This is a genomic window from Leuconostoc citreum (genome assembly GCF_004354555.1).
Lineage (GTDB): Bacteria > Bacillota > Bacilli > Lactobacillales > Lactobacillaceae > Leuconostoc > Leuconostoc citreum.
The window spans coordinates 515,858-540,588 of sequence record NZ_PUFH01000005.1 but is presented as its reverse complement, the minus strand read 5'-3'; the positions used below and the strand labels follow the sequence as shown (position 1 = coordinate 540,588).

The window sequence follows — 24,731 nt, the reverse complement described above, 5'->3', positions numbered from 1 at the left end:
AGCTAAGATATGAAAGGCAATAGACGTATGACAACGGTCACTAATAATGAACTTACACCTGAGCAAGTTCGTGATTCAAAAATATATACACAATGGGGATTAACTGAAGCTGAATATGAGCTGATTGTATCTGAACTAAAACGATTGCCCAATTTTACAGAAACAGGTATTTTTTCTGGTATGTGGTCGGAACATGTTTCCTATAAAAAATCAAAACCGATTTTACGAAAATTTTGGTCAACTAATGAACGGGTATTGCAAGGGCCAGGTGAGGGTGCTGGTATTTTAGATATTGGGGATGGGCAAGCAGTTGTATTCAAAGCTGAAAGCCATAATCATCCAAGTTTTGTAGAACCTTATGAGGGTGCTGCGACTGGTGTCGGTGGCATTTTACGTGATATCTTCTCAATGGGTGCACAACCAATTGCAGTGCTTGATTCGCTTCGTTTTGGGGAACTAGATGATGCACATACACGACACATTGTTGATGGGGTAATTGCCGGTATTGCCGGTTATGGCAATGCCATTGGTATCCCAACAGTTGGTGGTGAAATTAGTTTTGATCCGGTATACGCAGGCAATCCGCTAGTTAACGTGATGGCTGTTGGCCTGATGGATCAAGCAGCTATGCAAGTTGGGCAAGCGAAGGGCGTTGGTAATTCAATTATTTATGTAGGCGCTAAAACAGGGCGAGATGGTATCAATGGCGCGTCGTTTGCATCAGCTGAATTTTCAACAGCACATGAGTCAGATCGTTCGGCTGTTCAGGTTGGTGATCCATTTTTAGAGAAATTAGTCATGGATGCAACGTTGCAAGCTGTGCGTGAACATTCTGATATTATTGTCGGTATTCAAGATATGGGTGCGGCTGGCTTGTTATCTTCAAGTTCGGAAATGGCAGCAAAAGCGGGTATGGGTATCACGCTTAATCTTGATAGTGTGCCACAACGTGAAACAAACATGACACCGTATGAATTGATGTTGTCAGAATCACAAGAACGGATGCTACTCGTTGTTAAACGTGGTGAGGAACAGGCAATAATTGATTTGTTCCAAGCCGCTGATTTGGATGCAGTAATCATTGGTAATGTCACTGATAATGGTCGCTATATTTTAACCTTTGATGATGAAATAGTTGCTGATGTACCAATTGACTTTTTGACACATGCACCGAAGCAAAATTTGCCAATGGCTGAACCTAAGCGCATCGCTGGATTTTCATCAGCACAGTTTGAACCAGCCGTTAACGACGTGAAACAAACAATTTTAGACTTGATTGCGCAACCAACCATTGCTTCTAAAACCGCGTTATTCCGTCATTTTGATTCAATGGTACGTGCTGATACGGCCATTAAACCAGGTGGTGACGCCAGTTTGGTACGCGTACGTGGTACAAAAAAAGCGTTAGCTATGACTACAGACGTGAATGCACGTTATCTTTATTTGGATCCATTTGTAGGCGCCCAGATGGCTGTGGCTGAAGCTGCTCGTAATATTGTGGCAACAGGCGCTTTGCCAATTGGCATTACTGATGGTTTGAACTTTGGTTCACCAGACAATCCAGAAGTATATTATGAACTCGATCAAGCGGCAGCCGGTATTAACGCGTTAGCAAAGCAACTCAATACACCAATTATTTCAGGAAATGTGTCACTGTATAACGAAACGGATGGTCAGGCGATTTATCCAACACCAATGATTGGCATGGTTGGTCTGTTATCTGATATTACAAATGCGACAACGGTTGATTTTAAGCATGCTGGTGATAGCATTTACGTTATTGGTGAAACCAATGACAGTTTTAATGGATCAGAAATTCAAAAGATGCAGCACGGTGAGTTAACAGGTCAATTATTTGCGTTTGACGACACAGCCGAAATAGCTGCCCAAAAATTAGTTTATTCAGCTATTTCAAAGCAACTGTTATCGAGTGCGCATGATTTATCAGAGGGGGGGTTAATTGTTGGTTTGCTTGAAAGTAGTTTCGCTGGTGATTTGAGTTTTGATGTTCAGACAAAACAGGCAGATAAGTATTTATTTGCCGAAACACCAAGCCGTTTTGTTGTCAGCGTAGCGGCCGAAAAAGCCGAAGCGTTTGAACAATTAGCAGGGACACAAGCAACTAAAATTGGTATTGTGACAGATGATGACGTCCTAAAAGTAGTGACAACCAATCAAACCATTATGCTATCTCGTACAGCAACAAAAAAGGTATATCAGGAGAGTCTCGCATGTCAATTAAAAGCATAGCGCAAAAGCAAGCGATAGAACAACATGCCCGTGAAAGCGAAAAGACGCGTGTCAATGTACGTAGTTTAAATGAAGAATGTGGTATTTTTGGTGTCTGGGGATGCGAGGATGCGGCCCAGTTAACCTATTATGGGTTGCATGCCTTGCAACATCGTGGTCAAGAAGGGGCAGGAATTGTCGCCAATAACAATGGCCATTTATGGCAAGAACGAGGCTTGGGTTTACTAAGCGATGTTTTCCGCGACCCTGAACGTATCAAAGCTTTAGTGGGCAAGAGTGCGATTGGGCATGTACGTTATGCAACTGCCGGATCACACGGTGTTGAAAATATTCAACCTTTAATGGTGAACTTTCATGATATGCAACTGGCTTTAGCTCATAACGGTAATTTGACGAATGCGATGTCACTGAGAGAGCAACTGGAAGAAGACGGTTCAATTTTCCAAAGTTCATCAGATTCAGAAATTCTTCTGCATTTAATTCGCCGTTCTAAAGCGACTACATTTGTGGATAAGTTAAAAGAATCATTAAACACTGTGAAAGGTGGCTTTGCATATTTGCTGCTGACGCCTGAAGGATTATATGCCGCACTTGATCCACATGCATTCCGTCCTTTTGTTGTCGGACAAATGCCAGAAGGAAATTATATTGTTACTTCGGAAACAGCTGCTTTAGATGTTATTGGGGCACGTTTCGTGCGTGATGTACAACCAGGGGAATTACTAATCATTAATGATGATGGTTTGACTATTGACACCTATACCGATAAAACCACATTGAATATTGACGCGATGGAATATATCTATTTTGCAAGGCCAGACTCAACGATTTATGGTGTCAATGTCCACAAAGCACGTAAACGTATGGGGGCAGCTTTGGCAGCGGAGCAACCTGTACCTGAAGCAGATATTGTGGTAGGTGTACCAAATTCTAGTTTATCAGCGGCCGCTGGTTTTGCGGAAGCAACTGGCCTACCAAACGAATTAGGTTTAGTGAAAAATCAGTATATTGCGCGTACGTTTATTGAGCCAACTCAAGATAAACGTGAACGTGCTGTTCGCATGAAATTGAGTGCAGTGAAGGATGTTGTTCGCAATAAAAACGTGGTCTTAGTTGATGATTCGATTGTTCGTGGGACAACATCAATGTATATCATACGCATGTTAAAAGAAGCTGGCGCCAAGTCGGTGCATGTCCGCATTGCTAGTCCAGTATTCAAGTTTCCATCTTTTTATGGTATTGATATGCAAACAACCGATGAATTAATGGGTGCCAATAACACGTTAGACGAAATGCGTACAAAAATTGAAGCAGATTCGCTTGGTTTCTTATCGGTTAAGGCACTTGTTAAAGCAATTGATTTACCTTATGACGGGAAAGGCACAGGCTTAACAACGGCTTATTTTGACGGTCATTATCCCAGTCCAATTTATGATTATGAAGCAAGTTTATCTCAGTTTATTGCAGCGGGTAGTGTTGATTTTACTGAAGAACCAACGACAACATACCATCCGAGACAAGTTGCTTCATTGCGAAATGAAGCCTTACAGGATGATGGGACAATTCATTTAGATTCACAAACAATTCAGGGAGTAGAAGCATGAGTGAACAAAATGCTTATCAACAAGCTGGTGTTGACATTAAGGCAGGCGAACGTGCTGTTGAGTTAATGAAAGATGCAGTGGCTGATACATACACACCAAATGTTTTGGATGGTATAGGTGGTTTTGGGGCAGCCTTTGCTTTGGGACAAAACTATAAAAATCCGGTATTGGTTTCTGGGGCTGATGGTGTTGGCACAAAATTATTATTAGCTATTGCAGCCAATCAACATCAAACAATTGGCCAAGATTTGGTAGCCATGGTGGCTAATGATATTTTGGCGCAAGGGGCTAAGCCAGCTTTTATGTTGGATTACTTAGCTGTAGATAAGATGCGACCAGAAATCGTCGCTGAAATTGTCACAGGTATTGCAAAAGCAGCAAAAGCATCAGGTATGGCGTTAATTGGTGGTGAGAGTGCGGAACTACCCGGTTTATATGCACCAAATCATTATGATCTTGCAGCCTTTGCAGTTGGCATTGCTGAAAAGGCACAATTGTTGAGGCCTGACAATGCTAGTGTTGGTGATGTTTTAATTGGCCTACCATCTTCTGGCATTCACTCAAATGGTTATTCACTAGTGCGCCACGTATTAGGTATACAAACAGCAGATGACTTTAATGCATTACCTGACGAACAAAAGACAGCACTAATGACACCTACTGCATTGTATGCGGCAGCAGTTTGGCCACTGGTATCCGCTGGTTTAGTTCAATCGATGGCACATATTACTGGTGGTGGCATCACTGAAAATCTACCACGAGCGTTTTCATCACAGCTATCAGCAGAAATTGCTTGGGGTAGTTGGCCAATTTTATCAATTTTCAATACTTTACAGTCGGCAGGTCAGTTGTCAATCGAAGATATGTTATTGACTTTTAACAATGGCTTAGGCATGGTATTAATTATCAAACCAGCAGATAAACAACGTGTTTTGACAATGCTGTCAGAAAGTGGTCAATCTGCATTTGTCATTGGGCAAATGACGTCACGTCAAGATAACCCTGTTGTGTGGACTGGGGATGCCCCATGGTAAGAAAAGTCAAGTTAGCAATATTTGCTTCCGGTACTGGGACAAATTTTCAAGCGTTACATGATGCCATTTTACAACGTCAGTTAAATGCTGAAGTCGTGCGCTTGATTGTTGACAAATCAAGTGCAGGGGCATTAAATTTGGCCAAATTATTTGGTGTACCAGCAACTTTTATTAAATATTCAGATTATGATACAAAAATCGATGCTGAACAGGTAATCTTGGATCAACTCACCCAAGATGAAGTGGATGGTATTTTACTAGCAGGTTATATGCGTATTTTAACACCAAAACTCATTGATGCTTATGCTGGCAAAATTGTCAACTTACATCCAGCACTGTTACCTCAGTTTCCTGGACGACATAGTATCTTGGATGCTTATGAATCCGGTGTTGATGAGACTGGTGTTACAGTGCACTTTGTCGATAATGGCATTGACACAGGTGAAATTATTGCGCAACAATCTGTGCCACGTTTTTCTAGTGATACCTTGCTTGATTTAGAGACACGTATTCATCATGTTGAACATGTTTTATACCCTAATACCTTAGAAAAGTTACTTAACGAAGGAGTATTTTTAAAATGACCCGTGCATTATTGAGTGTTTCAGATAAAACAGGACTTGTCCCATTTGCCGAAAAATTGGTGGCTTTGGGTTATGAATTGGTGTCAACAGGTGGGACACATCGTGTACTGGCAGCAGCCGGTTTGGATGTGATCGCCATTGACGATGTGACTGATTTTCCGGAAATGTTGGATGGGCGTGTTAAGACATTGCATCCCCGTGTTCATGCAGGCTTGTTAGCGCGTCGCGATTTACCAGAACATATGGCAAAACTGGCGGAATTCGACATTACACCAATTGATATGGTAGTTGTTAATTTGTATCCTTTCAAGTCAACAATTCAAAAAGACGGTGTGACAGAAGCTGAGGCCATTGAAAATATTGATATTGGTGGTCCTTCAATGTTACGATCAGCCGCAAAAAATTTTGCTGGTGTTTTGCCGATTGTTGATCCCGCCGATTATGATGTCGTCGTAGATAAGTTACAGTCTGGTTCAGTAGATGCTGATTACCGTAAATCATTGGCAGCCAAAGTGTTTCAACATACGGCAGCTTACGATGCATTAATTGCTGACTATTTGACTGTATCAGAATTTCCAAATAACTTGACGCTACCTTATGAAAAGTTTGATGATATGCGTTATGGCGAAAACCCACATCAAAAAGCAGCAGCTTACAAAACAGCTTTGCCTGAAGATTATTCTGTTTTGAATGCCAATATTTTGCACGGTAAACAATTGTCTTATAATAACATTCGCGATGCGGATGCTGCGTTACGTATTATTGCTGAATTCGAAGAAACAACGGTTGTGACTGTTAAGCATATGAATCCTGCAGGTATCGGCCAGGGATCAACAATTGAAACAGCTTGGGATAAGGCTTTTGCTGCAGATGATGTTTCTATCTTTGGCGGTATTGTGGCTTTGAATCGTGAAGTGGATGCTGCTACTGCTGAAAAAATGCACGCTATTTTCTTGGAAATTATTATTGCACCAAGCTTTACACCGGAAGCGTTTGACATTCTGTCAGCTAAAAAGAATTTGCGTTTGTTGACGGTACCATTTACGACAACCGTACCGCAAAAGTTAGAAGTGTCATCTGTATTAGGCGGTGTTGTTGTGCAAGAACGTGATTTGTATACTGAATCAAAAGCTAACTTTGAAGTTGTGTCAAAAGTACAGCCGACTGAGGCACAGTTACGTGCCATGATTTTTGCGCAAAAAGTTGTTAAACATGTGAAATCAAATGCAATTATTGTTGCCCGTGATGGGCAGACTTTAGGTATGGGTGCAGGTCAGCCTAACCGTATTGACTCCGTAGTTTATGCAATCCAAAAAGCGGCAGTTAAGTCTGGCTTTGATGAAGCTGTTTTGGCGTCTGATGCATTCTTCCCAATGGATGATTCAGTACAGTATGCGGCAGAAAATGGTATTAGAGCCGTTGTTGAACCAGGAGGCTCTATTAAAGACAAAGATTCAATTGCCAAAGCAGATGAATTAGGCATTGCCTTAGTCTTTTCAGGTACACGTCATTTTAAGCACTAAAATTAGCTAAAACACCCAGCCACTAATGGGTGTTTTTTTTATGCTATACTTTTGATAAGGAGTTATTATGGACCGTACAATACCGATTGAATTAACGAATATGATTATGATTGAAAATCCAAAAACAAAAGAAATTTTGGTTGAAGATCGCAAAAATCCTGCTTGGCCTGGGGTGACATTTCCTGGTGGTCATATTGAAAATGGTGAGACAATTGTTGCCAGTGTGATTCGTGAGGCTTTTGAAGAGACAGGCTTACATGTTAATCATTTGAGATTTGTAGGTATTAAAGAGTGGCCTTTGACAGCAAATGGTCGATATATTGTGATGTTGTTCAAAACGAACCACTATCATGGCGATATCAAGACTAGTCGTGAGGGGCATATTTTTTGGACGACGCGTGAGGCATTAAAAGACATGGTAACCCCACCAACTTTTATGGCCATGCTACCGGTTTTTGACCAACCAACAATTAGTGAACTGTCACTTGATCAAACGAGTACCGGAGAAACCACGCTCAATTGGTTGTAGATGGTTAAAATACAAACGTTCGTTTAGTAACTAAAAAAACGTCTGATTGTTCGTTATTTACGAATGATTTTTTGTTTTGTTAGAAAAAGATAATTTATATACGAACACAAAGGCTTTTTTTTTTGGTAAACTAGGAATGTATAAGGTCATAAAACGAACATTCAGAGGATAAGATGAAAAAAATATTAATCATTGGTTCAGGGGCAAGAGAGCATGCTTTAGCACAGGCATTTTTACGTAGTGAACAAGTAACAACGGTTATTGTTGCACCAGGAAATGATGGGATGCGTGATACGGGAATCCAACTGGCTGAGGTTGCCGTAACTGATTTAATTGGCTTACGTGAGTTAGCAATTCAACAGGCTGTTGATTTGACATTTGTTGGTAACGAGGAACCATTAACACTTGGCGTAGTCGATGTTTTTCAAGCATCGGGATTAACTATTTTTGGACCTAGTAAAGTCGCAGCACAACTAGAAGGGTCAAAGTCATTTACGAAACACATCTTAGAAAAGTATCACATCCCAACAGCCCAATCTTGCACAGTATCTTCAATGGCTGACGCTATAGCTGCTGTAGAAAAACTCGGGTTGCCAATTGTTTTTAAATTAGATGGTTTAGCTTTGGGTAAAGGTGTGTCTATTATTACAAGTGAAGCCGATGCAAAAGCTTATTTATCTAAAGTATATAAGCATCAACCCAAAGCTAAATTAGTTATTGAAGAATATTTAGAAGGTGTCGAATTTTCTATTTTTTCATTGGTGGGGCAAAACGGGATTGTGACACACGCACCGCTGGCTCAAGATCATAAGCGACGCTTTGATCACGATAAAGGACCTAATACTGGTGGAATGGGCGCATATAGTCCCGTACGCTGGATTAATAGCGTAACGCGTCAACGTGCAATTGCTGAACTTGTGATGCCAACGATTGCAGCAATGACAACGGAGGGCACACCGTTTTCTGGTGTGTTATACACAGGGGTCATGCTGACTGCCGATGGGCCAAAGGTCATTGAATTTAATGTGCGCTTTGGGGATCCAGAAGCACAAGTAGTTTTGCCACAATACACTGGTGATTTTTATAATTTAATCAACCAATTATGTCATGGTGAGCAAATCACATCTGACTGGCAAACCTCTGATGTTTATGTTGGTGTTGTTCTAGCGGCTGAGGGCTATCCGGAAGCGCCTATAAAAGGCGCACAAGTGCCAACAGATAAAGATGTTGCACCGTTAGTAATTAATTTTGCTGGTGTGAAAAACGGCATTGCCAGTGGTGGGCGCGTTGCAACAGTGGTAGCCCATGATGTGAACACCACGTTGGCACAACAAAAAGTTTATAATAAAATTGATCAATTAGATACATCACTTCAATACAGACATGATATTGCTTATCAGGCAATAGCACACGAAGCGAAAGAATGAGCTAGTTAATACTTACTATGACGGAACGAGGAGTTAAAACGATGCAGACCGATATCGCCATTGCGCAATCAGCTGAAATATTACCAATCACACAAATTGCCGAAAAAGCCGGTTTGAAACCAAATGAAATTTTACCTTATGGTTATGATAAAGCTAAAATTAAATTAGATCCTACAATTTCCCGCAAAAAGGACTTAGGGAAGTTGATTTTGGTAACATCTATCAATCCAACGCCAGCAGGTGAAGGAAAATCAACCGTGACAGTTGGTCTAGCTGATGCACTGGCGTTAGCTGGTAAAAAAACAATGATTGCTTTGCGTGAACCGTCCCTTGGACCTGTGATGGGAATGAAAGGTGGTGCAACGGGTGGTGGTATGTCACAAGTGATACCGATGGCTGATATTAACCTCCATTTTACAGGTGATTTTCATGCCTTAACTGCCGCACATGACACCTTGGCTGCTGTTGTAGATAATAGCCTACAACAAGGCAACCCATTAAATATTGACCCACGTCGCATCATTTGGAAACGTGTCTTGGACATCAATGATCGCGCTTTGCGCCATATCACAATTGGTATGGGAGGCCCAACATCGGGCGTGCCAAGAGAAGACGGCTTCGATATTACGGTAGCTTCTGAGTTGATGGCTATTTTAACATTATCTACGGATTTAATGGATTTAAAAGCGCGTGTTGCACGTATTGTGGTTGGTTATACTTATGAGAAAGTACCTGTAACAGTCGCTGATTTAGGTGTCTCAGGTGCTTTAGCTGTGCTATTAAAAGACGCAATTATGCCTAATTTAGTTCAGACGCTGGCACATACACCAGCGATTGTTCATGGTGGCCCATTCGCTAATATTGCACAGGGAACAAACTCAATTTTGGCGACTAAAACAGCGCTGCAATTAGCTGACTATACAGTCACTGAGGGTGGCTTTGGTGCTGATTTGGGTGGTGAAAAGTTTTTGGATGTTAAAGTCCCAATACTAGGCAAGACACCTGATACAATTGTGGTAGTTGCCACAGTGCGTGCTTTAAAGCATCATGGGGGTGTGGCTTTAGCTGACTTGAATAATGAAAATTTAACAGCACTAGCAGCTGGTTTAGAAAACTTAGGTCAGCATCTTAAGGCAATGGGCCGATACGGTGTACCTGTTGTTGTTGCTATTAATCGTTTTTCTGCTGATACTGATTCGGAAATTCAAGCGATTAAGGACTATGCACAGGCCTTTGGTGCAGCAGCTTATACGACAACAGTTTGGGCAGAAGGTGGCGCCGGAGCACAAGATTTGGCAGCAGCGGTTATTGAAGCAGCTGATCAAGAAGCAGACTACACACCACTCTATCAACCAGAAGATGAAGCAATTGATAAGCTTAATGCGATTGTCACCACAATTTATGGTGGGTTAGGCGTTGAATTATCGGCAACAGCGCAAAAACAACTCATGGCTTTTAAGGCGCAAGGGTGGGACAAATTGCCGATTATTATGGCTAAAACGCAATATTCGTTTTCTGATGATCCTAAACGATTGGGCGCACCCAAAGACTTTGTGATACATGTTCGTGAGTTTGTGCCCAAATTAGGCGCAGGTTTTCTCGTGGCGATGACTGGGTCTATTTTAACGATGCCAGGGTTACCAAAACATCCAGCGGCACTTGATATTGACATTGATGAGACAGGGAAAATTACAGGTCTGTTTTAAGAATATGTTGGTCTGCTAGCTGGTAACGCTTGTTTGCGTTGTATAAATTAAGGAAAGGATAATTTGAATGGCGTATTTACAAATTAATTATTACTCCCAAATTTTGGGTATAGATCGTATCATGCATGTGATTTTACCTGAATTGTCTGATCATAATCCACAATGGAGAAACGCGGACTTGCAAGATATTCCAGTCCTTTATCTTTTGCATGGTATGTCAGGTGATCAGGCAGTTTGGTCACGTCGGACAAGCATTGAAAGACTGGTTCGGCAAACACCAGTGGCTATTGTTATGCCATCCACAGATTTGGCTTGGTATACCAATACGCAATACGGTATGGCGTATTTTGATGCACTATTACAAGAATTACCTGAAAAAGTGGCTACTTTATTACCACAACTATCTCGTAGGCGGGAGAAAAATTTTGTTGCAGGTTTGTCAATGGGCGGTTATGGGGCCTTTAAAATGGCTTTTAGCAGCCAACAATTTAGTTATGCAGCTTCATTATCTGGTGCTTTAATGGGCAATCCAAATTTTCCTGAGCGTAGTACATGGCAAAATGATGCTTACTGGCGTGGTATTTTTGGTGATTTGTCAAAATTTGAGGGGTCAGAAAATGATTTGCTGGCGCTTGCACAGCAACAAACGCAACAACAGACGAACCTACCAAAATTATATGCATGGATTGGTGAAGAAGATTATTTGTTTGAAAATAATCAGCAATCGATAGCGCAAATTAAAGCGTTGGGATATGATGTTGTTTTTGAAACAAGTCACGGTGAACATGAATGGTATTACTGGGATAAACAAATTGAGCGTGTGCTTGAGTGGCTACCGATTAATTATCAACAAGAAAAACGACTGTCGTAAAACACGAACTGAAAAAAGTTCGTGTTTTTAATTATATTAATCTCATTTTATTATTAAATATACGTATTTTGTTTACACCGTTTAAAAAATATGATTAAATGATAAGATAAATTATTAGGAGAATCAGTCACATGGAAAATAAGTGGTTACGAGCAGCATTGCCAGCGCTACTCATTCACGGCAGTATTGGAACAGTGTATGCTTGGAGTGTTTTTAAACAAGCAATTGCTGATAGCATTGGGCAATCGGTACCAAGCGTTGAATGGGCATTTTCGATAGCTATTTTGTTTTTAGGTTTATCAGCTGCAGTTTTGGGACCTTTTGTTGAGCGGGATATTAAAAAATCAGCTATGTTATCTACTGCTTTCTTTGTTGTGGGTATGGTTGGTACAGGCATCAGTATTCAGCAGAAATCGCTGGTGGGTATTTATATTTTTTATGGGGTAATCATGGGCATTGGTCTTGGTATCGGTTATCTGACACCGGTCAAAAATTTGATGTTATGGTTTAAAGACAATAAAGGCCTAGGGACTGGATTAGCGGTTGCTGGATTTGGTTTGTCAAAAATGATTTTTTCACCAATTATGATGTCACTGCAAAAAAGTGCTGGTCTGTGGCAAATGTTTGTGATTTTGAGTGTCATTTTTGCGTTGATGATGTTAAGTGGGGCGTTATTGATTAGAAAACCAGCTAATTGGCATGAAAAACCTTTGAAAAATCGTTTTAGCCCAATGATTTTGATTAAAAACACGAATTTTATTGGTATTTGGTTGATGTTTTATTTAAATATTACTGCTGGGCTAGCCATTATTTCACAAGAAAAAGATATTTTGTCAGGTCTTCATAATGATTCTGGTTCAGCCGTCTTCTCAGTAGCCGCTATTGCTACGATTGTTAGTATTGATGCGTTTTTTAACGCCGCAGGTCGTATTGGCTTTGCTACTTTTTCAGATAGATTGCGTGACCGCAACACGATTTATCGTATTATTTTTGCCATGTCATTAATGATGTCATTGGCCGCATTTTTCTTACCAGATGCTAGTCGCCTCATGCCTATTGTACTAGTTATGACTTTCTTTTTAATTAATGCTGGTTATGGTGGCGGTTTCTCAGCTTTACCACCATTGCTCGCGGATCGCTTTGGTATGCAAGCAATTTCAAAAATTCATGGCGTGGCTTTAACTGCCTGGGCGGCAGCTGGTTTATCAGGTAATCAATTAGCCAGTTTTATTGTACATGGTTTGAAGATGCCCTACCAAAACGTGTTTATTGCAATCGCTGTACTGTACGCTATTGCTTATATCATCGCAACTTGGGTAGTTAAACCCCAGCAAACATTAATTCAATAAAACGTTTACAATCCTAACGTTCGTCTTGATATCATCAAACAGCTCCATTGTTCGCTTTTAGGTGATGAAAAACGGAGTTTGTGAGATAAAACTAATAAAATAACGAACGCAAGGGCACATTTAACTGGTACAATTGAATTGCAAGATAGAACACTAATTAAGCAGAGGAAATCTTAAAATGATAGAACGTTACTCTCGTCAAGCACTTCGTGATATTTGGTCATTACATAATCAATATCAGACTTGGCTTGATGTTGAAATTGCTGTTGATGCTGGTTGGGTTGCCGCAGGGCATATTCCGGCAGCTGACTTAGTCAAAATTCGCAAGCATGCAACATTTGATGTTGATCGTATCGCCGAAATTGAATTATCGACGCGTCATGATGTCGTTGCTTTTACGCGTAACGTTTCTGAATCGTTGGGCGAGGAACGTAAATGGATTCATTATGGCTTAACGTCAACAGATGTTGTTGACACCGCGCAGGCCTTGCGTTTGCGACAGGCCAATGACATTATCAAGAAAGATTTAAAAGCATGGCAGGCAGCCATAAAAGCTTTAGCTTTAAAGTATAAGGACACAGTGATGATGGGACGGACACACGGTGTTCATGCTGAACCAACTACATTTGGTTTGAAGATGGCACGTTTTTACGCGTCAGCATCACGTGCCATTGAACGATTCGACCGTGTATCGGCAGAAGTGGAAACCGGTAAATTATCTGGTGCCGTAGGCACATTTGCCAACGTGCCCCCTTATGTTGAGGCTGTGGCTATGAAAGAACTTGGCTTAACACCACAACCAATTGGATCACAAGTGTTGCCACGTGATTTGCATGCGGATTACATTCAAACCATTGCCTTGATTGGAACACAAATGGAAGAATTAGCAACAGAAATTCGTTCTTTACAACGCTCGGAAATTCATGAAGTTGAAGAAGGCTTTGCCAAAGGCCAAAAAGGGTCTTCCGCTATGCCGCATAAGCGTAATCCAATTGGTGATGAAAATATTACTGGTTTGGCACGTGTGTTGCGCGGCTATGCTGTGACAGCACTTGAAAATGTGACTTTATGGCACGAACGTGATATTTCTCATTCTTCTGCGGAACGCATTATTTTAGCTGATGCAACAGCAATATTAGACTATATATTGGACCGCCAAACAGGTATTTTGAATAATTTGGGTGTTTTCCCTGATACAATGCGTCAAAATATGGATCGTACGTACGGTTTAATTTATTCTCAGCGTTTACTTTTGAGTCTTATTGATGCCGGATTATCACGCGAACAGGCATATGATACTGTGCAACCTTTAACAGCACGTTCTTGGGATGAACGCTTAATGTTCCGTGAGTTGGTTGATGCAGATCCCACAATTACAGACAAGTTGAGCAAGGCACAAATTGATGATGCATTTGATTATCATTATCATTTGCGTCATGTTGATGATATTTTCAAGAGAGTGGGTTTGGCATGAAATCATTAATTAACCATCCAGCGATTAAAACAGTTTTAGCAACCGAAACAGATATTCAAGCCCAGGTGCAACGGGTGGCTAACGAATTAACATTGCAATTTGCTGAGCACGAGCAACGGCCAGTTTTTATTGCTGTGTTAAAGGGTGGGGTGATTTTTGCAACCGACTTACTACGCAAAATGGCATTGGATGTTGATTTTGATTTTATTGATGTAAAAAGTTATACTGGCGCATCATCAACAGGTCAAGTTAAAGTGGTTCATGATGTCAGCATGGACTTAACTGGTCGAGATGTTGTGATTGTTGATGAAATTATCGATTCAGGACGTACGATGCAGTGGTTGCATAACTACTTTGAGCTAAAAGGAGCCGCTAGTGTGACGACTGTGGCTTTAGCTGATAAAAAAGCAGCACGTGTTGTTGACTTTGAAGTTGATTATTTTGGTTTAGATGTGCCTGACGAATTTTTAGTGGGCTACGGTATGGACTATAACAATTTTTTCCGAAATCTACCAGTTATTGCTGTTGTTGACTTTGACAAGGTTGATTTAATTAAATAAACTAACAAAAAGCATCACCTATTTTCAGGTGACGCTTTTTGTTGTGTGATGAAATTTTGTAAAGAGGGTGAGTACAGACGTTGTTTTTCGGCGAGCTCTTGGTTGGATTGCGCACCCAGTAGGGTAAGTAATCGTGGTAAAGCAGATTGCCAACCCTCAATTTGTTGTACTAAAGCACTTTGCCCATCATCCATTAATGTTTTTAACATAAAGCCAGCACTAGAGACTAATGTTGCACCCAACATCAAGCTCGTAATCACATCATTGGCTGATTGAATACCACCAGTTGCAATAATAGGGTATTGATTTTGCATGATTTGAGCAGAAATAAGGCTTTCAACTGTTGATAAACCAAATTGATCAATGTTCAATGTTTCAGCTTGGCGATTCCGACGACGTTCAATTACTGCAAAGTTGGTACCGTTAGCGCCACCGATATTGATTGCAGCTGGATTCAATTGTTGAATTGTTTTTATAGCTGATTGGCTCATACCAAAGCCGACCTCTTTAATGATAACGGGGACAGGCGATTTGGCAATAACGTTAGCCAAGTTATCTAGCCAAAAAAATTCTCGATCGCCTTCGGCCATGACTAATTCTTGGGCAACGTTGACATGCATTTCAATGGCATTGGCATCAATCATATCAACAGCTGCGCGAACATTTTCAATTGGATGGTCGGCACCTAAATTAGCAATTAAAAAGCCATCCGGATGCTGTTTGCGAGCAACTTTAAAAGTGCTCGCAAGATCGGGTTCTTTGAGTGCAATAGATTGTGAGCCAACCGCCATGGCTAAGTTGGTTGTTCTAGCCACTTCGGCTAGCTGACTATTGATTCGTCCGGTGAGTTCAGAGCCTCCTGTCATAGCCTCGATATAAAAAGGCCAGTCAAAATGATGATTAAACAAATCAACACTTACATCGGTGTCGGATACGGCCATCTCTGGGAACACTACAGGCAACCATCTCACATCTTCGTAACTTGCACCAGGTGTGAGAAAATTTTGCTGACGCCAAAGATTGACGCCGAGTGACAAATGCTCATCTTTGCGATGAGCTTGAGCTGATTCACGCATAGACTAACCTCGCTTTTGTGGTGAAATGATAATAGGTTGTGCAACAATTTGATATCGTTGCCAAACTGACTCTAGTTGTTCAGCATTGTTTTGCAGTACCGCAAAGCCATTATCGCCAAAGCCAGCACCGCTAATTTTACCAGCTATATTGGTCAAGCTTTCGAGTAAATGGGCAAGTTTAGGCGTAATATAGCCTGTGGGTAAGCTGTTTTGCAGTAGCTCTTGATTGCGACGCAAACCTAGTGCTAATTGTGGATAATCTTCTTGAGCAATGGTGTGGATAAGGTTTTGGACTATTTGTTGACTTTCTGTAATAAATTGTTTTGATAAAATAAAATGTTCTAGCGCTGATTTTGTATCAGCCGACTCCAAAGTGGCGCCTAAAAGTAACTGCCACTTTGGCGGCCAAGGCAACTGCGCAATATGCAATTTTGGCCAAATTTTGTTAGCCAATGATGGTCTAAGCCAATTTTCATCATTTTGTCTAAAACTGGATAAATCAGGACTTTGATAGGCAATCACACCACCATACATAATAGCTGCAATATCACCCAGGGACCCGTTTTTTTGAACATGTAGATGGGCAAGACTAGCCAATTTAAAGCGTGTTAAAATTGGTAGTTTCAGATTAAATTGTGCATTAATAGCTTCAACTATGCCCACAACGACAGCTGCAGAAGAGCCAAGACCGATTTTACCAAAGGGACTGTTAAGATTACTAGTGATGTTGACGTTAATATTGCTTAATGGTTTGAATTGATTTGTTGTGGTATAAGCTTGCATAATATTGACGGCTGCTCTGACATAACGCCAGTCGTCAGTGCTAACTATTGCGGTTTCTGTAATGTTGAAATGCCAATCGGTAGTAATTGTATTGGAATGTATGACCGATGTTTGGGCGGCTGATTCTATTTCAACAGATAAACCAGTCTTTGTTGTCGCAATTAATGCGGTATTTCCTGGATGTGTAATTGCATATTCACCGGCTAAAAATAGTTTGCCGGGGATGAGTATTTTAGTCATAAATAATACCTGAACCGCTTGTAGCGGTTTGAACATGAAGTGCCGGTAATTCAGATAACAAAGCCGCTTCGACTAGCTTAGCGGAATCCAAAGTTGTAATTATTTTAACATTAGGGCCTGCATCTAAGGTAGCAAAAGCTAATATGCCTTGATGACGCAAATCAGAGACAATAGATAAAATACGTTGCGTGTCACAAGTAAAGTATGTAAAAGGCTTTTGACGTGCGGTTAAATTCAAAGCATGCATACTGAGGGCATTTTTTTCGGCGATGGCACCAATTTTTTCAATATCACTGTGCTGAATGGCTTGCTTCATATCAACTAATTGTTTAGCACTTTCACGTAACCATTCTTGATAGTCCGGAGAAGTGATGGCGCGCCGCATCCCTTCTGTGGAACCAACTTTTTTGGCGGCATCAGATACTTCAGCAACGACTAATGCGATTGGCATAGCTGGCGCATTCAAACTTTCGGCAAAAGACGACGTATCATCAATACCTTCATGCCAAATGGCAAAATGGCCATAGAATGAACGTGATGCTGACCCAGAGCCACGGCGAGCGAGCCGGGAGAGTGTCGTTAAGGGTAAATTGAAGTTCAGTTCACGTGCTGTGGCTGCGGTTAAGGCCGCAAAAGCGGATGCCGATGAAGCCAGTCCGGCACTTGTGGGGACATGATTATTGGAAGTGACAGTTAAAGGTTCAAAATCACCTAAATATTGGCGCAAATTATTTAAGAAGTTGTGTACACGCGTTGCGTCGGTGGCGTTGCCATTAATAAATAATTGATCAGCCTGACTATTTGGTGTGACTGTTGTCTTCGTATAAAATTGGTCGAGTGTTAATGAAATTGACGACGTTGTTGGTAAATTCAAACGCGTATTTTTTTTGCCCCAATACTTGATTAGGGCTATATTTGTATGGGCTGTTGCAGTTGAAGGCATATTGTTCTTCCTAAAATTAAGCTAACTTAATAATATCATATATTTTAATGGAGAGACACTAACGCAATTTAATTGTGAAACAACCAATCAACGATTACATTTAGAGTATGATATGATGGTATTACAAGCTAAAATTATAAACTAATAAACTAAAAATAGAGGGCTTCTGACAATGAAAAACAACGAAAAGCCATCATGGTATAGGCGCTGGTTTTCCGGCAATAATCTTTTAAACGGGCTGTTAGTTATTTTGCTTATCTTATTAATTATTTTTTTAAGTTGGCAAATTCGATTTATTTTTGAGCCAGTGCGTGCATTATTTACTGCAGTAGGCGCACCAATATTGATTGCCGGTGTGTTATATTATCTGCTGAGTCCGTTGATCAATTTGATGAGTAGATACACGCGCATGCCACGTCGACTTTCTATTGCGATTATTTTGATTTTACTGTTGGCTATCATTGCTGGTATTTTAGCGGTGGTCGTCATTGTCTTGCGTGACCAAATCATTGCCTTTATTAATAACTGGCCTGACTATTGGCGTACGAGTCAAAATTTCATTAATGAAACTTTCAAATCCGCGCAGTTTAGGCCAGTACGCGAGTTTTTGAATAATACAAATACCAACATCAATCAGAGCATGATCGACTGGAGTCGTAAATATTTGACGAGTGGTGTAGCTGGCATAGGTACGTTTGCTTCTACTTTGACAAGTGTAGGGGTTACCGCCGTCTCAACACCTTTTATTCTTTACTATATGCTGTTAGATGGGCACAAATTTTCAGCTTTTATATCTGAAAAATTTCCTAGAAAAGCACAGCGCTCTATTGGGCAATTATTAACAGATATTAGTAAACAAATTGCGCAGTATATTCGAGGCCAATTGGGTGTGGCTTTCGCTGTAATGGTGATGTTTGGTATCGGGTATACGGTCATTGGTTTACCGTATGGTATTTTGCTAGCACTTATGGCAGGTATCTTTAATATGATACCTTACGTTGGATCTATTTTGGCACAAGTGCCGGTCTTTGCGGTCGCCTTGATTGCTGGTGGACCAAAACTATTAATTTTAGCGATTATTGTATTAGCTATTGAGCAACCTATAGAAGGGCATGTGATTGCGCCAAAAATTCTTGGTGAAGCATTATCAATTCATCCGGTAACTGTGATTGTTGTACTGCTAAGCAGTGGTCACATATTTGGCGTGTTAGGTGTCGTGTTGGCTGTTCCAGCTTATGCTGTGATTAAAGTTATTGTCACGCGTATCTATACTTGGTGGCGTAGTAACTCAGAATTTTTTAAAGAAGAATTGGAAGATGGATTAAAATGACAAATCATATCGTATTATTTGAACCCTTGATGCCAGCTAATACTGGTAATATTGCGCGTACCACAGCAGGGACTGATGCTGTTTTACATCTCATTGAACCGCTTGGTTTTGAATTAGATGATAAGCATGTTAAACGTGCAGGCCTTGATTATTGGGATCATGTGCAGTTGGTCAAGCATGCTAGCTTACCTGATTTTCTAGAGACGTTGACTGAAAAAGATCATTTATATCTGGTATCGAAGTTTGCTAATATGGATTATACACAGCCTGATTATGCTGAATCTCAGGGTGACCATTACTTCTTGTTTGGTAAAGAAACGACTGGTTTACCAGAGGTATTTATGCGACAGAATCCTGAAAAAGCCATTCGTATACCCCAAGATGATACACACATTAGGTCATTGAACTTATCTAACACGGTTGCGATTGTCTTATATGAAGCATTACGTCAACAAAGTTTTCAAAACTTGGAAACAACGCATACGTATGAACAAGATAAGTTGAAGTAGGCGCTTGACAGCTAGATGTTTTCTTGGTATTATATTATAGTTGTCTAACACAGTTAGACTGCACTGACCATGGCTCGTTGGTCAAGTGGCTAAGACGCTGCCCTTTCACGGCGGAATCGAGAGTTCGATTCTCTCACGAGCTATATCAAGTCGCAACTTCGGTTGCGGCTTTTTATATAGCATGAGGTTAAGCAAAACAAAAACGAACATGTGTTTGTTTTTGTTTCATGCTAAAATAAAAGATGATATATTAATTTAATTTTAAAGGATAAAACCATTGGCAACTCGAAAAACACCACAAAAGAGGCGAACAACTACATCGCGCAAAAAAACAAGCACTCGTGTTGTTGTTGGTAAAAATATCACTATTTTACTCGCAACATTACTAGGAATTTTAGGTCTTTTTAAACTTGGCTTATTAGGTGTCTATGTGGCTGATGCCGGTCGTTTTCTATTTGGAAATTTGTATTGGGTGGCCTTACTACCATTAACCGTATCTTTAGGTTATTATTTTATCTTTAAAAAATGGATCAAAGTGGCACATCATTTTGTTATCGGTTTGGTTATGGCTTTCGTAGCACTTTTGACTTTATCATCACTATTATTTTTCACGTACGACATAAAAAATAGTAATGGTTTTGCTAGTGAAATTCTGCGGTTGATTGCACAAGATGTCGCCAACAAATCAGCTAACACGCCCGTAGGAGGTGGTGTAGTTGGCGCACTACTCTATCAAGTATCATTTACGCTACTCTCTAACATAGGGACTTGGATTATTTCATTGATACTTTTTTTTGGTGGGGTAGTGATTTTCTTCAGGATTCCAGCACGTGATTTAACCCAAAAAGGCTTCGAAAAAGCTCAAGAAGGGGTTGCCTATGTTCAGTCTCAACGTGAAAATAGACCAGAAAAACGACAGTCTTTATTTAGAAAAAAGCCCAAGAAAGATATTACAGATTATGGTGAAGACCCATTAGGTCTTCACCATAAAAAGCAAGCAGAAATTGTGCAATCGGAAATGCCCGCGGTACATCAAGAGCCTGCACAACCTTTTGTTGAGCCGGAAATCAAGTGGCAAGGACCAGTGACTGATGATGTAAATAATGAATCGGACGCACCTAAAAAAGCACCAACAGCCGAAACAACAAACAGCCTTGACAAAACAGCACGCGATGATGATATCGTGATGACGACAGATCAACCAGAAATCGACAATCCAGATTATCAATTACCATCATCCGATTTATTGACACAAGTATCGCCAACTGACCAAACCAACGAGTTTCAGAGTTTAACTGAAAAATCACGTTTGGTACATGATACACTGTCGAGTTTTGGCGTGGAGGCAGAAGTCACGAGTGTGTCTTTGGGGCCGACAGTTACACAATATGAATTGAAGCCAGGACAAGGTGTAAAAGTCAACCGTATTGCTAATTTAGCTGATGATCTCGCGCTCGCACTTGCGGCGAAATCGATTCGTATTGAAGCACCAATTCCTGGTAAACCATATGTTGGTGTCGAAGTTCCAAATGATACGCAAGCAGTTGTTGGTTTTAGAGATATGATAGAACATGCACCGAAGGATGATAAGCATTTGCTTAGTGTGCCATTAGGGCGCGATGTTACTGGCAATATCATTACAGCTAATCTAGCCGATATGCCGCATTTGCTGATTGCTGGCTCAACTGGTTCGGGAAAATCTGTTGGTTTGAATGGCATTATTGTGTCGCTTTTGTTGAAAGCAAAACCGAGTGAATTAAAATTGATGATGGTTGATCCTAAAGTTGTTGAATTATCAATTTATAATGGTATTCCGCATTTATTAACACCGGTGGTATCCGATCCCCGTAAAGCTGCTAAGTCCTTGCAAAAAGTCGTTGACGAAATGGAAAATCGCTATAAGCTTTTGGCACAATTTGGCAAAAGAAATATTGGTGAGTATAACGCAGCTGTTGCCAAACAGAACGATGAAGCAGCCACTACTGGGGCAGCCATCATGCAAAAAATGCCCTACATTGTTGCTATAGTTGATGAATTTGCTGATTTAATGAGTACAGTAGGATCAGAAATCGAAGTGTCTATTGCACGTTTAGGCGCCAAAGCACGTGCCGCAGGCATTCACATGATTTTAGCCACACAGCGGCCGGATGTTAAAGTAATTAATGGCACAATCAAAAGTAATATTCCAGGACGTATCGCATTCCGAACCGCGTCAGGTACTGATTCTCGGACAATTTTAGACACTAACGGTGCTGAAAAGTTACTTGGTAAAGGGGATATGATTTTTGCCCCACCTGGCAAGCCGAGCCAAAGAATACAAGGTGCTTTTATTAGTAATACAGATGTTACGAATGTTGTTGACTTTGTTAAATCTCAACAGACTGTTCAATATTCTGAAGCGATGACCGTTACCGACGAAGATATTGCACAAGAATCGACTGATGGTACAAATCAAGGAAACAGTGAAGACGAGCTATTCCAAGAAGCGCTACAATTTGTGATTGAACAGCAGAAAGCTTCAACATCTTTGTTGCAGCGTCGTTTTAGGATTGGTTATAATCGCGCAGCACGTTTAATTGATGACTTAGAATCTGGCGGTTATATTGGTCCGTCAGATGGCTCGCGTCCAAGACGTGTGAATATCAGTGATGGTAGTTCTGGGACAGAACATCAGCAAGATATTAATTAATAAAAAGCCTAACGATAAAAGTTAGGCTTTTTTATATTAACTATTTTGATTGTGCTTAAATAATGGTTGTACTTGTTGCGCAAATGAACCAGTCGGGTCGTTTACAAATGGTAAATAGCTATTCCAGTATTCGTCTGATAATAGTGCTGGTTGCGCAATGTTATCCGGAATGTAATTGCGAGGAATGGCACCGTCCTCAGTCAAAGGACCATCATATGTTTTAGAAAAATCATTTAACTTTTTTTCAATCACTAGAGCTTGCGGTCCAAACCAATTATAAGGTTCCCGATGAATGAGTCTGTCATCAGTGTCGAAAATACTGTCGTGCTGCGCAACATGAAAAGGGTGAACCAATGCAACTAGTGTTGCCTGTGATTGATCATCAATGTATACAATACAACCAGCCATCTCAGATGGTAAATTTAGTTGTGCATGTTTATGAGTTGCCAGTAAAAATTGACCACTAGGCGCATGAGGGAGAATCGTTTGTTGCCCGATAAGAATTGTTAGGAGGTTTTGTGGGGAAATACTTAATGTTTGCATAATTAGTCCTGAATGTTGATAAATGAAAATGTATTGAAATCAAATAGCCCTTGATCAGTTATTTTTAGGCTAGGGATGACGGGTAAAGCCATGAAAGACAAAGTTAAGAACGGATCAAAATTAAGATGACTTATCTTTGAAAAAGCAGCTTGCAGGGTGTTGTTTTCTTGAATAACAGTTGTATACGATTGTTCAGACATCAAACCACCAATTGCTAAGGGCAATGTGGTTATTTGTCCGTTGTTGACAACAACTTCACCACCACCAATTTCACGTAATTTGTTTGCTGCCAAAAGCATATCTTCATCATTTGTACCAGCGATAATAATGTTATGCGAATCATGGGCTATTGTCGAAGCAATAGCGCCATCTGTCATTTGGAATCCCTTAATGATACCAACACCATGACCGAGATTATGATAACGTTCAGCAACCACGATTTTAGCATAAGTTTTATCGGCGACAAACAAGCCTTCTTGGCTTGGTACATCTTCAACTAAATGGGTAGTTGTAATATGGTGTGGCATAATTTCGATAACATGGGCAGGCTTTTTATCGTTGATTGGCAGCTTGAGGTCATCTACAGTGAGTGTGAAATTGAGCGATTGATTGGCTAGCGGTAAGACTGTGGTTTCCGGTTCAACATACCATTGGCCACTAATCATCACTTTTTTGATATTGAAATCGTCTAATGAATCAATAATAACAAGATCAGCAACATAACCATCTGTGAGTGCCCCAACGTTGTCTAGCCGATGAGCAGTAGCGGCGTTATAACTTGCAATTGTAAAAGCCATAGCCGGGCTCATGCCAGATCGGATGGCGAGTTTTACATTAAAATCAATGGCACCTTCATGTTGAATATCATTAGCGGTTTTGTCATCTGTTGCGAAGGAAAAGTGCGCTTGGTTTGCTACGCTAATTGCCGGTAAAATGGCGGATTCATCGCGTTCTACCGTTCCTTCACGAACAAATACTGAAAAGCCAGCATTTAAGCGATCGCGTGCTTGTTGCGTATTTTCGCTTTCATGGTCAGTATCAATGCCATACTTACGATAAATGGCTAGTTGTTCTCGTGAAAGTCCGGAAGCATGTCCGTCAACATGTTTCCCAGCTGCTTGTGCATCGCTGATTTTTTGGTGCATATCTTCATCTTCATTGAAAACTGCCGGAAAATCCATGACTTCTGCAAGACCATTTACTTCTGGAACACTGTAAAAAGGCTTTAATGCATCCGCATGAAGTGTTGCGCCAGCGTGTTCAAAAGGTGTTGCTGGCACAGATGAAGGTAACATATAATGGATATGGAGTTGTGATTGTCTAGCTTCTTCAAGCATATATTGTATACCTGATACGCCAGCAACACTAGCTATTTCATGTGGATCAGCAATGACGCGTGTAATACCATGTGGCACAACTAATTTGCTGAATTCACTTGGGGCCAGCAAAGAACTTTCGATGTGCATATGGGCATCAATTAACCCGGGAACAATATACTGTCCTTGCGCATCAAACGTATGCTGAGCTTGTAAATCTGAACGACGACCGCGATAGACAATTTTATCATGATCAATCCATAGTTCGCTGGTTTCAAAAGTTAAATTAAATACATCTAAAATTTTAGCATTAATAATATGCCATGATACTGTTTTTGCCACAATAAGTCCCTCTTTCAGTTTCTAACAGTTTACCATAAATTGCGTGCCG

The 24,731-nt window shown here is 40.6% G+C and carries 20 protein-coding genes and 1 tRNA gene; 16 read left to right on the top strand and 5 right to left on the bottom strand.

Annotation, left to right across the window (positions count from 1 at the left end; genetic code table 11):
• Positions 1-27: 27 nt before the first annotated feature.
• The 12 genes from purL (at position 28) to hpt (ending at position 14,911) form a co-directional block, all read left to right on the top strand.
• Complete coding sequence (gene purL, locus C5L21_RS07000; RefSeq protein WP_085698895.1) at positions 28-2,250, top strand: phosphoribosylformylglycinamidine synthase subunit PurL; 2,223 nt, start codon at positions 28-30, stop codon at positions 2,248-2,250.
• Positions 2,232-3,854: an amidophosphoribosyltransferase gene (purF, locus tag C5L21_RS06995; RefSeq protein WP_004904170.1), complete on the top strand. Its 1,623-nt coding sequence runs from the start codon at positions 2,232-2,234 to the stop codon at positions 3,852-3,854. The genes purL and purF overlap by 19 nt, the downstream gene beginning before the upstream one ends.
• Positions 3,851-4,888, top strand: a complete 1,038-nt coding sequence (gene purM, locus C5L21_RS06990; protein ID WP_085698897.1) for a phosphoribosylformylglycinamidine cyclo-ligase — start codon at positions 3,851-3,853, stop codon at positions 4,886-4,888. The genes purF and purM overlap by 4 nt, the downstream gene beginning before the upstream one ends.
• Positions 4,882-5,472: a phosphoribosylglycinamide formyltransferase gene (purN, locus tag C5L21_RS06985; protein WP_085698899.1), complete on the top strand. Its 591-nt coding sequence runs from the start codon at positions 4,882-4,884 to the stop codon at positions 5,470-5,472. Before purM ends, purN begins: the two co-directional genes overlap by 7 nt.
• Positions 5,469-6,995, top strand: a complete 1,527-nt coding sequence (gene purH / locus C5L21_RS06980) for a bifunctional phosphoribosylaminoimidazolecarboxamide formyltransferase/IMP cyclohydrolase (protein ID WP_133286222.1) — start codon at positions 5,469-5,471, stop codon at positions 6,993-6,995. Before purN ends, purH begins: the two co-directional genes overlap by 4 nt.
• Before the next feature lie 67 nt (positions 6,996-7,062).
• Complete coding sequence (locus tag C5L21_RS06975; RefSeq protein ID WP_085698903.1) at positions 7,063-7,524, top strand: 8-oxo-dGTP diphosphatase; 462 nt, start codon at positions 7,063-7,065, stop codon at positions 7,522-7,524.
• Between the two features lie 173 nt (positions 7,525-7,697).
• A complete protein-coding gene (gene purD, locus C5L21_RS06970; protein WP_085698905.1) occupies positions 7,698-8,951 on the top strand; it encodes a phosphoribosylamine--glycine ligase in 1,254 nt (417 codons plus the stop codon).
• Between the two features lie 41 nt (positions 8,952-8,992).
• The gene (locus tag C5L21_RS06965) at positions 8,993-10,657 is read left to right on the top strand and encodes a formate--tetrahydrofolate ligase (protein ID WP_085698907.1); all 1,665 of its coding nucleotides are present in this window, start codon (positions 8,993-8,995) and stop codon (positions 10,655-10,657) included.
• Between the two features lie 67 nt (positions 10,658-10,724).
• A complete protein-coding gene (locus C5L21_RS06960) occupies positions 10,725-11,528 on the top strand; it encodes an alpha/beta hydrolase (protein ID WP_085698909.1) in 804 nt (267 codons plus the stop codon).
• A 131-nt stretch (positions 11,529-11,659) separates the two neighbouring features.
• A complete protein-coding gene (locus C5L21_RS06955; RefSeq protein ID WP_085698911.1) occupies positions 11,660-12,877 on the top strand; it encodes an OFA family MFS transporter in 1,218 nt (405 codons plus the stop codon).
• Between the two features lie 178 nt (positions 12,878-13,055).
• Positions 13,056-14,351 (top strand): adenylosuccinate lyase, encoded by a 1,296-nt coding sequence (purB, locus tag C5L21_RS06950; protein ID WP_004908177.1) that lies wholly within the window; start codon positions 13,056-13,058, stop codon positions 14,349-14,351.
• Entirely contained in the window at positions 14,348-14,911 is a 564-nt protein-coding gene (gene hpt, locus C5L21_RS06945; protein WP_085698913.1) for a hypoxanthine phosphoribosyltransferase, read from the top strand. Before purB ends, hpt begins: the two co-directional genes overlap by 4 nt.
• A 14-nt stretch (positions 14,912-14,925) precedes the next feature.
• Here the strand turns inward: hpt and fni are convergent, their stop codons facing one another.
• Genes fni through mvaD form a run of 3 tightly spaced genes read right to left on the bottom strand, consistent with a single transcriptional unit; the run spans position 14,926 to position 17,953 of the window.
• The gene (fni, locus tag C5L21_RS06940; RefSeq protein WP_040190060.1) at positions 14,926-15,987 is read right to left on the bottom strand and encodes a type 2 isopentenyl-diphosphate Delta-isomerase; all 1,062 of its coding nucleotides are present in this window, start codon (positions 15,985-15,987) and stop codon (positions 14,926-14,928) included.
• Positions 15,988-15,990: 3 nt separating this feature from the next.
• Entirely contained in the window at positions 15,991-17,010 is a 1,020-nt protein-coding gene (locus tag C5L21_RS06935) for a phosphomevalonate kinase (protein WP_004904148.1), read from the bottom strand.
• Positions 17,003-17,953 (bottom strand): diphosphomevalonate decarboxylase, encoded by a 951-nt coding sequence (gene mvaD, locus C5L21_RS06930; RefSeq protein WP_085698915.1) that lies wholly within the window; start codon positions 17,951-17,953, stop codon positions 17,003-17,005. Before mvaD ends, C5L21_RS06935 begins: the two co-directional genes overlap by 8 nt.
• Before the next feature lie 172 nt (positions 17,954-18,125).
• Between mvaD and C5L21_RS06925 the strand changes: the two genes are divergently transcribed.
• The 4 genes from C5L21_RS06925 (at position 18,126) to C5L21_RS06910 (ending at position 22,481) form a co-directional block, all read left to right on the top strand.
• Entirely contained in the window at positions 18,126-19,283 is a 1,158-nt protein-coding gene (locus tag C5L21_RS06925) for an AI-2E family transporter (RefSeq protein WP_004904145.1), read from the top strand.
• Entirely contained in the window at positions 19,280-19,792 is a 513-nt protein-coding gene (locus C5L21_RS06920; RefSeq protein WP_004903484.1) for a tRNA (cytidine(34)-2'-O)-methyltransferase, read from the top strand. The genes C5L21_RS06925 and C5L21_RS06920 overlap by 4 nt, the downstream gene beginning before the upstream one ends.
• A gap of 71 nt (positions 19,793-19,863) precedes the next feature.
• Positions 19,864-19,935: transfer RNA gene (locus tag C5L21_RS06915), tRNA-Glu, on the top strand.
• A gap of 134 nt (positions 19,936-20,069) precedes the next feature.
• Positions 20,070-22,481: an FtsK/SpoIIIE family DNA translocase gene (locus C5L21_RS06910; protein WP_048801372.1), complete on the top strand. Its 2,412-nt coding sequence runs from the start codon at positions 20,070-20,072 to the stop codon at positions 22,479-22,481.
• A 36-nt stretch (positions 22,482-22,517) separates the two neighbouring features.
• On the opposite strand, the gene C5L21_RS06905 is transcribed toward C5L21_RS06910, so the two are convergent.
• Positions 22,518-23,024: a hypothetical protein gene (locus C5L21_RS06905; RefSeq protein WP_004903480.1), complete on the bottom strand. Its 507-nt coding sequence runs from the start codon at positions 23,022-23,024 to the stop codon at positions 22,518-22,520.
• A 2-nt stretch (positions 23,025-23,026) separates the two neighbouring features.
• On the bottom strand, positions 23,027-24,682 hold the full coding sequence (gene ade, locus C5L21_RS06900; protein WP_133286221.1) for an adenine deaminase: 1,656 nt from the start codon (positions 24,680-24,682) through the stop codon (positions 23,027-23,029).
• Positions 24,683-24,731: the final 49 nt, after the last annotated feature.